This is a genomic window from Streptomyces sp. NPDC043876 (genome assembly GCF_056435825.1).
In genome coordinates this window covers 717,812-732,120 of the sequence record NZ_JBWKDV010000001.1, presented here as the reverse complement: position 1 = coordinate 732,120, position 14,309 = coordinate 717,812, and the positions used below count along the sequence as shown (strand labels likewise).

Below are 14,309 nucleotides of genomic sequence, written 5' to 3'. Positions count from 1 at the left end.
GCCGGCCGGGCGCGCCCCGCCCCGGACACGGGTGAGGGCCCACCGCCGCGGCGGTGGGCCCTCACCCGTGTCATGCGTCCCCGGTCCGGGTCAGACGCCCCGGGAGCGCCACGGCAGCTCCGCCGTCACGACGGTCCCGCCGCCCTCGGGGGAGTCCACGACGAACAGTCCGTCGACGGCTCCCAGCCGCTCCGCGAGCCCCGCCATCCCCGTCCCGCCGCCTCCGGAGACCTGCGCGCCGCCGCGCCCGTCGTCCGAGACCCGGATCAGCAGCCGGTCCGCGGCCCGCCACACCTCCACGCCCGCGGTGCGCGCCCGCGCGTGCTTGCTGACGTTCTGGAGCAGCTCGGAGACCGTGAAGTAGGCGATCCCCTCGATGGCTTCCGCCGGCCGGGCCGGCAGGTCCACGTCCACCTTGACCGGCACCAGGCACCGCGAGGCGATGGCCGACAGGGCCGCGTCCAGGCCCCGGTCGGTGAGCACCGCCGGGTGGATGCCGCGCGCGAGGTCCCGCAGTTCCTGGAGGGCGATCTTCACCTCGCCGTGCGCCTCGTCCACCATCGCGGCCGCCGCGTCCGGGTCCTCCAGCAGCTTCTCCTTGGCCAGGCCCAGCCCCATCGCCAGGGCGACCAGCCGGGCCTGCGCCCCGTCGTGCAGGTCCCGTTCGATGCGGCGCAGGTCGGCCGCCGCGGTGTCGACGACCACCCCGCGGTCCGACTCCAGCTCGGCGATGCGCCGCTCCAGCTCGTCCACGGGCGAGAGCAGGCCCCGTACCATCGCCCGGTCCACATGGGTCATGCCCCGCGTCAGGTACGGAAGTACGGGCCACAGCACGAACAGGCCGACCAGCGTGACCGTGAAGGTCAGCACCCCCCACGGCAGCCGGACCAGCCCGAAGAGCGAGGTCCGCCAGGCCACCGGGTCCTTCAGGCTCGTCCAGAGCCAGGGGAGGAACCCGCCCGCCCGCTTCGGCCCCGGGATCGGCGTCGGCTCGTCCACCCGCACGCCCAGCAGGGCCCGCGCCCGGACGCGTTCGAGCCGCCCCAGCCAGCGCGCCCCGAACAAGCCGCAGGCGAGCAGCGGCAGCCCCACCGCCGTGACGGCGAGCCCTCCGCCCATCGACACCATGAACACCGTGTAAACAAAGCCGGTGATCGCCAGCGGCAGGTTCAGCAGGAGATGCGTGATCTCCTTCCACGTCTCGCGCCCGAACACGGGGCGGACGGGCGGGAGGCGGTCTTCGTCGGCGGCCGGAACGGGCCGGATGTTCACGGTCATGCCCCATAGCCTGTCAAGCGCGGCCGCCCCGTGCCATGGGGGGGCCGGGGGGCAGTGCACGGGGGATAACCCCACCCTGTGAAGCCAGGCCCTAGACTCCCGTGCGTAACAGATCATCGACAGTGACCGGGAGCGAGGAGCGGACGTGCCCGAACCAGCGGTACCGACGGCCGTGACCGTGCTCGCGGCCGACTACTTCCGGAGCTATTCGGTCGTCGGCCTGCTCGCCGCCCTGGGCGTGCTCTTCGTGGCCGTCGCCTTCGGCGCGGGCCGGCTGCTACGCCCGTCGGTGCCGACCCCGGAGAAGCTGCTGACGTACGAGTGCGGCGTGGACCCCGTCGGCGAGGGCTGGGCCCACACCCAGGTCCGCTACTACGTCTACGCGTTCCTCTACGTCATCTTCGCCGTCGACTCGATCTTCCTCTTCCCCTGGGCGACCGTGTTCGCCGCCTACGGCGCCACCACGCTCGTGGAGATGTTCGTCTTCCTGGGCTTCCTGGCCGTCGGCCTGCTCTACGCGTACAAGAAGGGCGTCCTCGAATGGACGTGACACCGGCCGCACCCCAGCCGCTCCCGGACCCGAAGCGGCTGGGCGTGCTCTCCCGCCTGGCCCCCGAGCCGATGAAGGTGGTCCTGAACTGGGGCCGCCGCTACAGCCTGTGGGTCTTCAACTTCGGACTGGCCTGCTGCGCGATCGAGTTCATCGCGGCGTCCATGGCGCGGCACGACTTCATCCGCCTCGGCGTGATCCCCTTCGCGCCCGGCCCCCGCCAGGCCGACCTGATGATCGTCTCGGGCACGGTGACGGACAAGATGGCCCCGGCGGTCAAGCGGCTGTACGAGCAGATGCCGGAGCCGAAGTACGTCATCTCCTTCGGTGCCTGCTCCAACTGCGGCGGGCCGTACTGGGACTCGTACTCCGTGACGAAGGGCGTGGACCAGATCATTCCGGTCGACGTCTACGTCCCCGGCTGCCCGCCCCGCCCCGAGGCGCTCCTCCAGGGGATCCTCAAGCTCCAGGAGAAGATCGCCCGGGAGTCGCTCGCCGAGCGGTACGCGGCGGGGGCCCCGGGGCCCTCGGTGGCGCAGCTGACGAGCGGCCTGGTCACGCCGCCGCCGGCCGGTCCGGCGGGGGAGGCCCGCGCGTGAACCTCTACGAATCCCTTCCCGACGGGGCCCCGCAGATCTTCGGCGAAGAGGCCCTGGGCACGTACGCGTACGACGTCCTGACCGTCGACGTGCCCGTCGGCAGCTGGATCGCCGCGCTGGAGATCGCGCGCGACAAACTGGGCTGCACCTACTTCGACTGGCTGAGCGCGGTCGACGAGCCGGGCACCGGCTTCCAGATCTGCGCGCACGTCGTGGCACTGGAGAACCACCGCGTCCGGCGCCTCCTCCTGCGCACCACCGTCCCGCACGCCGCGCCCTCCCTCCCCTCCGCCGTCGCGGTGTACGCGGGGGCGGCGTGGCACGAGCGCGAGACCTTCGAGATGTTCGGCGTGGACTTCACCGACCACCCGAACCTGGTCCCGCTCCTGCTCCCCGAGAACTTCGAGGGCCACCCGCTGCGCAAGGACTTCGTCCTGGCCGCGCGGGTCGCCAAGGCCTGGCCCGGTGCCAAGGAGCCCGGCGAGGGCGCGGACCCGGACGGCCCGAAGCGCCGCCAGATGCTGCCCCCGGGCGTCCCGGACCCGAACGAATGGGGCCCCCTCAAGGGCCAGCTCCCCCCGGCTCCGGCCCGCCCGGCCCGCACCCCCCGGGCGGCCGGTGCCGGTGCCGGCGCCGCCGCCCGCCCCGCCCGCGAAGGCGTCCCGGCCCGCCGCGCCCGCTCGGTGGCGGAGGGCTCCGCGACCCAGGCGCCCCCGGCGGCTCCGGACGAACCGACGCCGGCAGCCGGTACGGCCGCCCCCGCACCGGAAGCCGCCGCCCGCCCGGCCCGCCGCAGCCGCTCGGTGGCCGACGGCTCGGCAAGCCAACAGCCTCCGGCGACCCGGGCGACCCCGGGTACGCCGGTCACCCCGGGTACGCCGGTGACCCCGGACGCCCCGGTGACCCCGGCTGCGCCCACGCCTCCGGCGGCCACGGACGCCTCCGCGCTTCCGGCGGCCCCGGCCGCGCCCGCGCCTCCGGCGGGTACGGACGTACCGGCGCCCGCGGGGGCCCCGGCCGCGCCCACGCCTCCGGCGGGTACGGACGTACCGAAGTCCGCGGGGGCCCCGGCCGCGCCCACGCCCCAGGCGGGTACGGACGTACCGGCGCACCCGGCACCCGGGGTGGTCACGGACGCCCCGGAGCCCGCGCCCCGGCGCACGGCACCCCGCAGTCCGGACGCCCCCTGGCACGACCCGAAGCCCGCCTTCGCACCCGCACCCGCCCCGGAGCCCGAGCCGGGCACCCCGGCCCCGGCACCCGTCGAGGCCCCGGCGCCGCCGGACGCGAACCCGACCCCGGAGCCGGGCAAGGGCGCCCCGGAGCCCGCCACGGGGGAGCCGACCCCGGCATCCGAGCCGGGCAAGGCCGAGCCGGAGACCCCGTCGGGGGAGCCGACCCCGGACCAGGACCCCACTGAGCCCTCCGCAGGAGGCCCCGCGTGAACGACGTCCTCGACGTCGCCCTGCGACTGATCGTCGTCTTCGTCTGCTTCCTCGTCCTGCCCCTCGTCGTCGGGCAGGCCGAGCACAAGGTGATGGCGCACATGCAGGGCCGCCTCGGCCCCATGTACGCGGGCGGCTTCCACGGCTGGGCGCAGCTCGTCGCCGACGGCGTGAAGTTCGCGCAGAAGGAGGACATCGTTCCGGCCGACGCCGACCGGCGGATCTTCCAGCTCGCGCCCGCCGTCGCGCTCCTGCCGTACCTCCTCGTCCTCCTCGCCATCCCCATCGGCCCGGGCGACGGCGCGGTCGGCCAGGTCATCGACGCGGGGATCTTCTTCGCGCTCGCCGTCATGGGCGTCGGCGTGCTCGGCAGCCTCATGGCGGGCTGGGCTTCCGCGAACAAGTTCTCGCTGCTCGGCGGCCTGCGGACGGCCGCCCAGCTGCTCGCCTACGAGCTGCCGATGCTGCTCGCCGCCGCCTCCGTCGCGATGGCCGCCGGAACCGTCTCACTGACCGGGATCGTCGGGGCCTTCCAGTGGTGGTGGCTGCCCTGGCAGATCGTCGGCGCCGTGGTCTTCTTCACGGCGGGCCTCGCCGAACTCCAGCGGCCGCCGTTCGACATGCCCGTCGCCGACTCCGAGATCATCTTCGGCGCGTACACCGAGTACACCGGACTGCGGTTCGCGCTGTTCCTGCTCTCCGAGTACGCGGGCATCGTCGTCCTGTGCGGCCTGACCACCGTCCTCTTCCTCGGCGGCTGGCACGGCCCCTTCGGCGCGGACGGCCTCGGCTGGGTCTGGACGCTGCTCAAGGCCGCCGTCCTCGCCTTCGTCGTGATCTGGCTGCGCGTGACCTACCCGCGGCTGCGCGAGGACCAGCTCCAGAAGCTCGCCTGGACCGTACTCATCCCGCTCGCGCTCGCCCAGATCGCGCTCACCGGCATCGTGAAGGTGGCGATCCAGTAATGCCTCCCGTCCCCGGCTCCGGCCTCGCCAAGGGCCTCGCGGTCACCCTGCGCACGATGGTGAAGCGCTCGCACACGGCCCAGTACCCCGACGCCCAGCCCGAACTGCCGCCGCGCTCGCGCGGGGTCATCGGGCTGTTCGAGGAGAACTGCACCGTCTGCATGCTGTGCGCGCGCGAGTGCCCCGACTGGTGCATCTACATCGACTCGCACAAGGAAACCGTCCCGGCGGCCGCCCCCGGCGGGCGCGAGCGCAGCCGCAACGTCCTCGACCGCTTCGCCATCGACTTCGCGCTGTGCATGTACTGCGGCATCTGCATCGAGGTGTGCCCCTTCGACGCCCTGTTCTGGTCGCCGGAGTTCGAGTACGCGGAGACCGACATCCACGAACTCACCCACGAGCGAGACAAGCTGCGCGAGTGGATGTGGACCGTGCCGGCCCCGCCCGCGCTGGATGCGGCCGCCGAGGAGCCCAAGGAGGTCGCCGCCGCCCGCAAGGCCGTCGAGAAGGCCGAAGCGGCGGCAGCGGCCGCGGCGGCCGCCGCCGCTGCCGAGACGGCTGCGCCGACCCCGCCCGAGACCACTCCGGAGACAGACGCGTGAGCCCCGCAGCCACCCTGGCCGCCGCCACCGCGGCAGGACCCGGGTTCCTCTCCCCGACCGGGGTCGAGATCGCCTTCGTCCTGGTCGGCCTCGCCACCCTCGGCGCGGCCCTCGTCACGGTCACCACCAAGCAGCTGGTGCACGCCGCCCTCTGGCTGGTCGTCGCCCTCGGCGGGATCGCGGTGGAGTACCTGCTGCTGACCGCCGAGTTCATCGCCTGGGTCCAGGTGCTGATCTACGTCGGCTCGGTGGTCGTCCTCCTGCTCTTCGGGCTGATGCTCACCAAGGCACCCATCGGGCGCTCCCCGGACGCCGACTCCGGCAACCGGGGGGTCGCGCTGGCGGTCGCCGTCTGCGCCGCGGGCTGCCTCGTGTGGGTGGTCGCCGACGCCTTCCGCACCACCTGGATCGGCCTCGACGGTCCGGCCCAGGGCTCCACCAAGGTGTCCGGCGAGTTCCTCTTCCAGCACTGGGTGCTGCCCTTCGAGGCGCTGTCCGTCCTGCTGCTGGCGGCCCTGGTCGGCGCGATCGTACTGTCCCGCAAGTCCGACCCGGCGGACCCGCGCCCGGCCACCGCCCCGGCCGGCGGCAGCGACGACAAGGAGGGGCAGCGCTGATGCACCTCGTCTATCCCGCCGTACTGGCGGCGCTCCTCTTCTGCACCGGCCTGTACGGGGTACTGGCCCGCCGCAACGCCATCCTGGTCCTGATGTCCGTCGAGCTGATGCTCAACGCGGTCAACCTGAACCTGGTGGCCTTCGACATCTGGCTGCGCGACACCCTGCACGCCGGCCAGGCCCTCACCCTCTTCACGATCGCCGTCGCCGCCGCCGAGATCGGCATCGGAATGGCCATCGTGCTGATGGTCTACCGCAACCGCGGCACCGCGGACGTCGACCGGCTGCGCGACACGGCGGAGCCGCCGCACGGCGCGGGCGACCCCGCGGACCCGAAAGCCCCCGGCCACCCGGCGAACCCGGGCAACCCGAGCAACCCGAGCGAGGTCACCGCGTGAGCACCACGACCCTCGCCGTACTCGTCCCGCTGCTGCCCTTCCTGGGCGCGCTGGCCGGACTGCTCGCCGGCCGCAGGGCCCCCGGATTCGTCCGTCCGCTCGCCGTCCTGCCGACGCTGGCCGCCGCCGTACTGGCCGTCCTCGTGGCGGTCCGGCACGGCGGCGGGAAGGCCGTCGACGCCGCGACGGAACTGACCCCGACCGGCTCCGTGCCGATCGAACTGGCGCTCCACCTGGACGGCTTCGCCGTCCTGGCGGCCGTCCTCGTCGGCGTCGTCGCGACCTGCGTGCAGCTCTTCTCGACGGCGTACCTGCGCGAGGACCCGCGCTACGCGTCCTACGCGTCCCTGGTCTCGCTGTTCACCTCCGCCATGCTGCTCGTCGTCTACTCCGGCGACCTGATGGTGCTGCTGGTGGGCTGGGAGGTCATGGGCATCTGCTCGTACTTCCTGGTCGGCCACTACTGGGAGACCGAAGCCGCCCGGGCCGCCTCCCTCAAGGCCTTCCTCGTCACCAAGCTCGGTGACGTGCCCTTCCTGATCGGCCTGTTCGCCCTCGCCGCCGACGCCGGTTCCTTCCGGATCACCAGGATCCTCGGGGCCGTCACGGCGGGCGGGCTCGACCACCCGACCCTGATCGCGCTGCTCCTGCTCGCCGGAGTCGCGGGCAAGTCCGCCCAGTTCCCGCTGCACACGTGGCTGCCCGACGCGATGGCGGGCCCGACCCCCGTCTCCGCGCTGATCCACGCGGCGACCATGGTCGCCGCCGGCATCTACTTCATCGCGCGCCTCCTGCCCGTCTTCACGGCTTCCCGGGCCGCGCTGGTGGTCATGGCCGTGATGGCGGCCGTGACGATGATCGGCTCCGCCCTGGCCGCCCTCGCGCAGGACGACATCAAGCGGGTGCTCGCCTACTCCACGATCGGCCAGCTCGGTTACATGACCGGCGCCCTGGCCGTCGGCGACCGCGGCGCCGCCGTCTTCCACCTCCTCTCGCACGGTGCCTTCAAGGCCCTCCTTTTCCTGGGCGCGGGCGTGATCATCCACGCCGCCGGGACGAACTCCCTGGCCGCCATGGCCCGCACGGACGGCCTGGCCCGGCGCATCCCGGACGCTTTCTGGACGATGACGATCGCGCTCCTCGCGCTCGCCGCCGTCCCGCCCTTCGCCGGGTTCTTCTCCAAGGAGACCGTGCTGGTCGCCGCCGAGCAGGCCGCCCGCGGCCACACGGAAGCGGTGCCCGGCGCCGTCGGCTGGCTCGTGCTGGCCGCCGCCGTGCTGACCGCGCTGCTCACCGCCGCCTACGCCACCCGCCTGTGGCTGATGGCCTTCCGCGGCCGCGGGGCCGCCGCCCCCGACCACGGCAGGGAACCCCTCGCCATGACGGGCGTGCTGTGGCTGCTGGCGATCCCGTCGGTCGGCCTCGGCCTAGCCGCCGGACCGATCGCCGACTGGTTCGACGGCGGCGAGCTCGCCCCCACGCTGGAGACCTCCGTCCTCGGTACCGGCGCCGCCGCCATCGGCGCGCTGCTGACCTACGGCCTGTGGCAGCGCGCCGCCGCCCGGGCAGCCGCCGGAGCGGGCCTGGCCCGGACCGGCGTACCCGCCGCGGCTGCCGCCGCCGAGTCCGCCGCCGAGACCCCCGAGGTCGCCGAGGTCACCCACGACCACCCCGCCGTCCCGGCCGGACCCGCGCCCGACCCCGGCAAGGCGCTCCTCGGCCCCCTGCACCGCCACGCGGCCGCCGGGTTCCACCTGGACGCCCTCTACGACCTGCTCTTCGTCCGGCCCGTCCGGGGCGCCGCGAGCCTCGTCCGGTTCCTGGACCGCGAGGTCGTCGACACCTACGTCCGGGGCGCGGGCGGCGCCCCCCGGCTGCTCGGCACCCTCGTACGCCGCGCCCAGAGCGGCAACGTGCAGAGCTACCTGAGCGCCCTGCTCGCCGGGGCCGTGGTCCTGGCGCTCGCCACCGCCGTCCTCGCCAACGTCAACGCCGGATCGTGAGCCGTGAGTCAGCCGTGATTGATATCAGCGCATCCGTGATGCAGTTCCTTCTGGCGTTCATCGTGGCCGCACCGCTCCTCGGTGCCGTGGCGGCCCTGCTCCCGGCCCCGCCCGGGCTCAGGGGCCGCGGCCCCGAGCAGGCCGTGCTGCGCCACGGCGTGACCGTGACCGGCGTGATCCTCGCCGCGGCCATCGCCCTCGCGCTGGGCTTCGACCACGACGCCCCGGCGCGCTTCCAGGCGACGACGGACATCAGCTGGATCCAGGCGCTGAACGTCCGGATCCACCTCGGCGTCGACGGCATCTCGCTCCCCCTCCTCCTGATGACCGCGCTGCTGTTCTTCCTCTGCGCGCTCTACAGCTACTTCAAGCTCCCCGCGGGCCCCTCCCCGAAGGCCTTCGTCGCCCTCCTGCTCGTCCTGGAGTCCGGCACCCTCGCCACCTTCGCCGTCCTCGACCTGCTGCTGTTCTTCCTGGCCTTCGAGATGGTCCTCATCCCGATGTACTTCCTCATCGCCCGCTGGGGCGGTGCGCAGCGGCAGGCCGCCGCCTGGAAGTTCATCCTCTACACGCTGCTCGGTTCCGTGGTCATGCTCCTCGGGCTGCTGCTGATCGGGCTCGACAGCGGCACCTTCGACATGGTGGCACTGGCCACCGACAACGGCCGCGGACTGTCCCACACCACCCAGGTGCTGGCCGTCCTGACCATCGGCACCGGCCTCGCCGTGAAGACCCCGATGTGGCCGCTGCACAGCTGGCTCCCGGACGCCCACACGGCCGCCCCGACCGTCGGTTCCGTGCTGCTGGCCGGCGTCATGCTGAAGATGGGCACCTACGGCTTCGTCCGGATCCTGCTGCCCGTCGCCCCCGGCGGCATGCACACCTTCGCGCCCTACCTGGCCGCCTTCGCCGTCGTCGGGATCGTCTACGGATCCCTCGCCTGCCTCGCGCTGGCCCGCAAGGGGGCCAAGGGCGACCTCAAGCGCCTGATCGCCTACTCATCCGTCGGCCACATGGGCTTCGTGCTCCTCGGCATCGCGACCATGACCCCGACCGGAGTCAACGGCGCGCTCTTCGCCAACATCGCCCACGGCCTGATCACCGGCCTCCTCTTCTTCCTCGTCGGCGCGCTCAAGGACCGCTACGGCACGAGCGACCTCGACACCCTCGCCGGAGCCACCGGCGCGGCCCTCTACGGCCGGGCCCCCCGCTTCGGTGCGCTCCTCGCCTTCGCCGCCGTGGCCTCCCTGGGCCTGCCCGGCCTCGCGGGGTTCTGGGGCGAGATGCTGACCCTGTTCGGGGCCTTCGACCCCGCCGCCGGGCTGTCCCGCCCCGCCTTCCGCACCTTCATGGCGATCGGCGCCTTCGGCACCCTGCTCACCGCCGCCTACATGCTGGTCGTCGTCCGGCGCATCTGCATGGGCGACCCGCTGGCCCGCCCCGCGGACCAGGCCCCGCTCGCCGTCGCCGACGTCCAGCGCTACGAGTTCGCGGCCTGGACCCCGCTCGCCGCCCTCACCGTCCTCGCCGGCCTGTGGCCCGCTGTCCTCCTCGGCCTCACCGACCCGGCCGTCCAGAAGCTCCTCGCAGGAGGCACCTCATGACGGCCCTGTACGCGACCACGGCGGCCACCGTGGTGACCTCGGTCCCGGGCGGCCCGCACCCGGGCGCCGGCCTGGTCCAGTCGGTCGACTGGCTCGCGATCGCGCCGGTGGTCATCGCGGCCGCCGTCGGCCTGGCCATCCTGGTCGCCGACCTCTTCGTGCCCGAGCGTAAGAAGGCCTTCCTCGGCTGGACCGCCGTCGCGGGCCTGGCCGTCGCCACCCTCGCCCTGCTGCCGCTGCGCGCCGGGGACCGCGCCACCTTCTGCCTCACCGCGGACCCGGGCGCCTGCAGTTACACCGCCGACCACTTCGCGCTGGTCGTGCAGTTCCTGGTGCTCGGCGGCGCGCTGGTCACCGCCCTGCTGTCGGTCACCGCCGTCGAGGAGAGCAGGCTGCCCGCCGGGGAGTTCTGGTTCCTGCTGCTCTCCTCCGCCGCGGGCGCGGCCCTGCTGCCCGCCTCCCGGGACCTCGCGACGCTGATCGTCGCCCTGGAGGTCGCCTCGCTGCCCGCCTTCGCCCTGGTGGGCCTGCGCCGGGGCGACCGGCTCTCCTCGGAGGCCGCCCTCAAGTTCTTCCTGTCCTCGGTGACGGCCACCGCCGTCTCCCTGCTCGGCGTCAGCTTCGTCTACGCCGCCACCGGCAGCCTGCACCTCACCCGGGTCGCCGAAGGCCTGGAGCGCGTCCCCGGACAGCTCGACACCCTGGCCATGGCCGGCGTCGCGCTCACCCTCGTCGGCTTCGCCTTCAAGACGGCCGCCGTCCCCTTCCACTTCTGGGTCCCCGACACCTACGTCGGCGCCCCGCTGCCCATCGCCGCCTACCTCTCGGTCATCGGCAAGGCGGTCGGCTTCACCGGCCTCGTCCTCGTCACCGTCATCGCCTTCCCGGCGTACTCCGACGTCTGGGGCCCGGCCCTGGCGGTCCTGGCCGCGCTCACCATGACCCTGGGCAACGCCGCCGCGCTGCGCCAGGCCAAGGACCGCGCGCACGGCGCCGTCCGCCTGCTGGCCTGGTCCTCCGTCGGCCAGGCCGGCTACCTGTTGGTCCCGATCGCGGCGGCGGCCTACGCCGGCCGGGACCAGATCGGCTCCACCGTCGCCTACGCCCTCATGTACGCCGCGGTCAACCTGGGTGCCTTCGCCGTCGCCGCCCTGGTGGCCCGTACGAGCCCGCTGGGCCGGATCGACGACTACCGCGGCCTCTACGCGACGCGGCCCTTCGCCGCCCTGTCGCTGGCCTTCTTCCTGCTCTGCCTGGCGGGCCTGCCCCCGGGCATCATCGGCCTCTTCGCCAAGGTCACCGTCTTCCGCTCGGCCGTGGACGCCGGGCTGGGCTGGCTCGCGGCCGTCATGGCGGTGAACGTCGTGGTGGCCCTCTACTACTACCTCCAGTGGACGGCGCTGCTCTTCCGTGCCCCGGCCGGGGACACGGACGCCGCGGCGGCCCCGGCGGCATCCCGCCCCAAGGCCCCGCTGCCCGTCGTGGCGGCCATCGCCCTCACCGCTGCTGTCGCTCTTGTGTTGTCGGGCGCCCCTCAGCTGGTACTACGTTTCGCATCCACCGCACTGTTCCCGCAGTAACCCGTACGGAGTAACACCCGGGCGGGCCGCCCGCCCGCGCCCTCCGCCGCGCCGCCCGCCGGGGCCGCTCGCGGCCGCCCCGGCCGCTGCCGCGCGCCGCCCGGGACGGCGCCGGGAACCCGTCGCGCCCGCCTGGCGTTGACCAGGAAGGAAGGGTCCACTGGACCGGAGACCCTCCGACCACACACCCACATGTCCTCGCCTCACAGATCCACAGATCCACAGATCCACAGATCACAGATCCTGGACGGGTCCCCTGCCGCACCACTTGGAGGGCGTACCGTGCACCGCCGGCACAACGGGCTGAAGACCGCCGTACTCCTGGGCGGCCTGTCGGCACTCATCATCGTCATCGGCAGTTTCTTCGGCAGGACCGGTCTCGTCGTGGCCGTCCTCGTCGCCCTGGGCACCAACGCGTACGCGTACTGGAACAGCGACAAACTGGCTCTACGCGCGATGCGCGCCCGCCCCGTCAGCGAGTTCGAGGCCCCTGGGCTCTACCGGATGGTGCGCGAGCTCTCGACCTCCGCGCGCCAGCCGATGCCCCGCCTCTACATCTCCCCGACCGAGGCCCCCAACGCCTTCGCCACCGGCCGCAACCCGCGCAACGCCGCCGTCTGCTGCACCGAGGGCATCCTGCGCATCCTCGACGAGCGCGAGCTGCGCGGGGTCATCGGGCACGAGCTGAGCCACGTCTACAACCGGGACATCCTGATCTCCTCGGTCGCCGGAGCCCTCGCCTCCGTGATCATGTTCCTGGTGAACTTCGCCTGGCTGATCCCGGTCGGCCGGTCCAGCGACAACGACGGCCCGGGCGTCTTCGGCATGCTGCTGATCATGATCCTCGGCCCGGTCGCCGCGTCCGTCATCCAGCTGGCCATCAGCCGCTCCCGCGAGTACGAGGCGGACGCGTCGGGAGCCCAGCTCACCGGCGACCCCCTGGCCCTCGCGAGCGCCCTGCGCAAGCTCGACGCCGGGACCAAGCAGCTCCCGCTGCCCCCCGAGCCCCGCCTGGAGACCGCGAGCCACATGATGATCGCGAACCCCTTCCGCCCCGGCGAGGGCATGTCCAGGATGTTCTCGACCCACCCCCCGATGGCCGAGCGCATCGCCCGGCTCGAACAGATGGCAGGCCGCCCGCAGTGAAAACCATCCTGAACGTCATCTGGCTCGTGCTCAGCGGCTTCTGGCTCTGCATGGGCTACGCCCTGGCCGGCCTGCTCCTGTGCGTCACCGTCATCGGCATCCCGTTCGGCCTAGCGGCCTTCCGGATCGCCGTCTACGCCCTGTGGCCCTTCGGCTACACCACGGTCGAGCGACGCGACGCGGGCGCCCCGTCCTGCGTCGGCAACGTCCTGTGGCTGGTCCTCGCGGGCTGGTGGCTGGCGATCGGCCACATCGTCACCGGCCTCGCGCTGTGCGTGACGATCATCGGGATCCCGTTCGGCATCGCCAACTTCAAGATGGTCCCGCTGTCGCTGCTCCCGCTCGGCCGCGAGATCGTCCCGACCGACGCCCCCTTCGCCGGGCGCTGAGGTCCGTACCCACAGCCCCGCGGCGGCAGGGCAGGATAGGCTGATGGTGCTCGCTTGTACCACGATGCGCCCCTGATACCGCAGCACCATCAGGTCGAACCACGGGCAGGATGACCCATGTCGGCAGCGTCCTCCACGCCAACCCTGTCGGTTGTCGTTCCGATGTACAACGAGGAGGAAGCCCTCCCCGCGCTGGTGGAACGCCTGCGGCCGGTACTGGACGGCAGGGGGGCCGGCTACGAGGTCATCGCCGTCGACGACGGCAGCGCCGACCGCACCGCCGAGCTGCTCCAGGAGTTCCGGCGGACCTGGCCCGAACTGCGGGTCGTCGCACTGCGCGGCAACTCCGGCCACCAGGCCGCCCTGACCGCCGGCCTGCACAGCTCCAAGGGCGCGTACGTCGTCAGCATCGACGCCGACCTCCAGGACCCGCCGGAGAAGATCCCGGAGATGCTCGACCTGGCCGTCGCCGAGAACCTCGACATCGTCTACGGCGTCCGCACCGACCGCAGCACCGACACCGGCTTCAAGCGGCGCACCGCGGGCCTGTACTACTGGCTCATGCGCCGCGTCGTCGGCAAGCAGGTCCCCTCGCAGGCCGGTGACTTCCGGCTGCTCAGCCGGGAGACCGTCGAGGCGCTCAAGGCCCTGCCGGACCAGCACCAGGTGTACCGCCTGCTCGTGCCGTGGCTCGGTTTCCCCAGCGGCGAGGTCACCTACCAGCGCGGTGAACGGGTGGCGGGCGAGACCAAGTACTCGCTGGGCAAGATGGTCCGCCTCGCCGTCGACAGCATCACCAACTTCTCCGCCGCCCCGCTGCGACTGGCGACCTGGCTCGGGGTGTTCACCTTCTTCTCCTGCTTCGTGCTGATGGCGGTGACCTTCGTGGTCTGGCTCATCGGGCACACCGTCCCGGGCTGGACCTCGCTGTTCGTGGCGATGCTCTTCCTCGGCGGCGTCCAGCTGATATGCGTCGGACTGCTCGGCGAGTACATCGGCCGCATCTACACCGCCGTGCAGCGCCGTCCCACGTTCTTCATCGGCTACGACTCCGACGCCGCCGCCGACGCCCCGGGCAAGGGCGCGGCCGCCAAGGGCCGGGAGAACGCCGGGGTCTGACCCGCCGCCCCTCG

Annotated in this window: 14 protein-coding genes; 13 read left to right on the top strand and 1 reads right to left on the bottom strand. The window is 73.0% G+C overall.

What is annotated here, in order from left to right; genetic code table 11:
• Window positions 1-90: 90 nt before the first annotated feature.
• Window positions 91-1,278, bottom strand: a complete 1,188-nt coding sequence (locus AC0693_RS03630) for a sensor histidine kinase (protein WP_469339640.1) — start codon at window positions 1,276-1,278, stop codon at window positions 91-93.
• 145 nt (window positions 1,279-1,423) lie between these two features.
• Here AC0693_RS03630 and AC0693_RS03625 point away from each other — a divergent pair, with 145 nt between their 5' ends.
• The 13 genes from AC0693_RS03625 (at window position 1,424) to AC0693_RS03565 (ending at window position 14,295) form a co-directional block, all read left to right on the top strand.
• On the top strand, window positions 1,424-1,828 hold the full coding sequence (locus AC0693_RS03625; protein WP_468463087.1) for an NADH-quinone oxidoreductase subunit A: 405 nt from the start codon (window positions 1,424-1,426) through the stop codon (window positions 1,826-1,828).
• Window positions 1,819-2,427 (top strand): NADH-quinone oxidoreductase subunit B, encoded by a 609-nt coding sequence (locus tag AC0693_RS03620; RefSeq protein ID WP_468463086.1) that lies wholly within the window; start codon window positions 1,819-1,821, stop codon window positions 2,425-2,427. Before AC0693_RS03625 ends, AC0693_RS03620 begins: the two co-directional genes overlap by 10 nt.
• On the top strand, window positions 2,424-3,872 hold the full coding sequence (locus AC0693_RS03615; protein WP_478800858.1) for an NADH-quinone oxidoreductase subunit C: 1,449 nt from the start codon (window positions 2,424-2,426) through the stop codon (window positions 3,870-3,872). Before AC0693_RS03620 ends, AC0693_RS03615 begins: the two co-directional genes overlap by 4 nt.
• A complete protein-coding gene (locus AC0693_RS03610; protein WP_469339648.1) occupies window positions 3,869-4,837 on the top strand; it encodes a complex I subunit 1/NuoH family protein in 969 nt (322 codons plus the stop codon). Before AC0693_RS03615 ends, AC0693_RS03610 begins: the two co-directional genes overlap by 4 nt.
• Window positions 4,837-5,439, top strand: a complete 603-nt coding sequence (locus AC0693_RS03605; protein ID WP_468463083.1) for a NuoI/complex I 23 kDa subunit family protein — start codon at window positions 4,837-4,839, stop codon at window positions 5,437-5,439. The genes AC0693_RS03610 and AC0693_RS03605 overlap by 1 nt, the downstream gene beginning before the upstream one ends.
• Window positions 5,436-6,056 carry an NADH-quinone oxidoreductase subunit J family protein gene (locus AC0693_RS03600; RefSeq protein WP_356412909.1) on the top strand — a complete coding sequence of 207 codons (621 nt, stop codon included), beginning with the start codon at window positions 5,436-5,438 and terminating at the stop codon, window positions 6,054-6,056. Before AC0693_RS03605 ends, AC0693_RS03600 begins: the two co-directional genes overlap by 4 nt.
• On the top strand, window positions 6,056-6,454 hold the full coding sequence (gene nuoK / locus AC0693_RS03595) for an NADH-quinone oxidoreductase subunit NuoK (protein WP_478800857.1): 399 nt from the start codon (window positions 6,056-6,058) through the stop codon (window positions 6,452-6,454). The genes AC0693_RS03600 and nuoK overlap by 1 nt, the downstream gene beginning before the upstream one ends.
• The gene (locus tag AC0693_RS03590; protein WP_356412913.1) at window positions 6,451-8,457 is read left to right on the top strand and encodes an NADH-quinone oxidoreductase subunit 5 family protein; all 2,007 of its coding nucleotides are present in this window, start codon (window positions 6,451-6,453) and stop codon (window positions 8,455-8,457) included. The genes nuoK and AC0693_RS03590 overlap by 4 nt, the downstream gene beginning before the upstream one ends.
• 38 nt (window positions 8,458-8,495) lie before the next feature.
• Window positions 8,496-10,061, top strand: coding sequence for a complex I subunit 4 family protein (locus tag AC0693_RS03585; protein ID WP_478800994.1), 1,566 nt, complete (start codon window positions 8,496-8,498; stop codon window positions 10,059-10,061).
• Window positions 10,058-11,641 (top strand): NADH-quinone oxidoreductase subunit N, encoded by a 1,584-nt coding sequence (locus tag AC0693_RS03580; protein ID WP_478800856.1) that lies wholly within the window; start codon window positions 10,058-10,060, stop codon window positions 11,639-11,641. Before AC0693_RS03585 ends, AC0693_RS03580 begins: the two co-directional genes overlap by 4 nt.
• A 282-nt stretch (window positions 11,642-11,923) precedes the next feature.
• The gene (gene htpX / locus AC0693_RS03575) at window positions 11,924-12,787 is read left to right on the top strand and encodes a zinc metalloprotease HtpX (protein WP_356412917.1); all 864 of its coding nucleotides are present in this window, start codon (window positions 11,924-11,926) and stop codon (window positions 12,785-12,787) included.
• On the top strand, window positions 12,784-13,176 hold the full coding sequence (locus tag AC0693_RS03570; protein ID WP_468463081.1) for a YccF domain-containing protein: 393 nt from the start codon (window positions 12,784-12,786) through the stop codon (window positions 13,174-13,176). The genes htpX and AC0693_RS03570 overlap by 4 nt, the downstream gene beginning before the upstream one ends.
• Before the next feature lie 117 nt (window positions 13,177-13,293).
• Entirely contained in the window at window positions 13,294-14,295 is a 1,002-nt protein-coding gene (locus tag AC0693_RS03565) for a glycosyltransferase family 2 protein (RefSeq protein ID WP_356412921.1), read from the top strand.
• The last annotated feature ends 14 nt before the right edge of the window (window positions 14,296-14,309 follow it).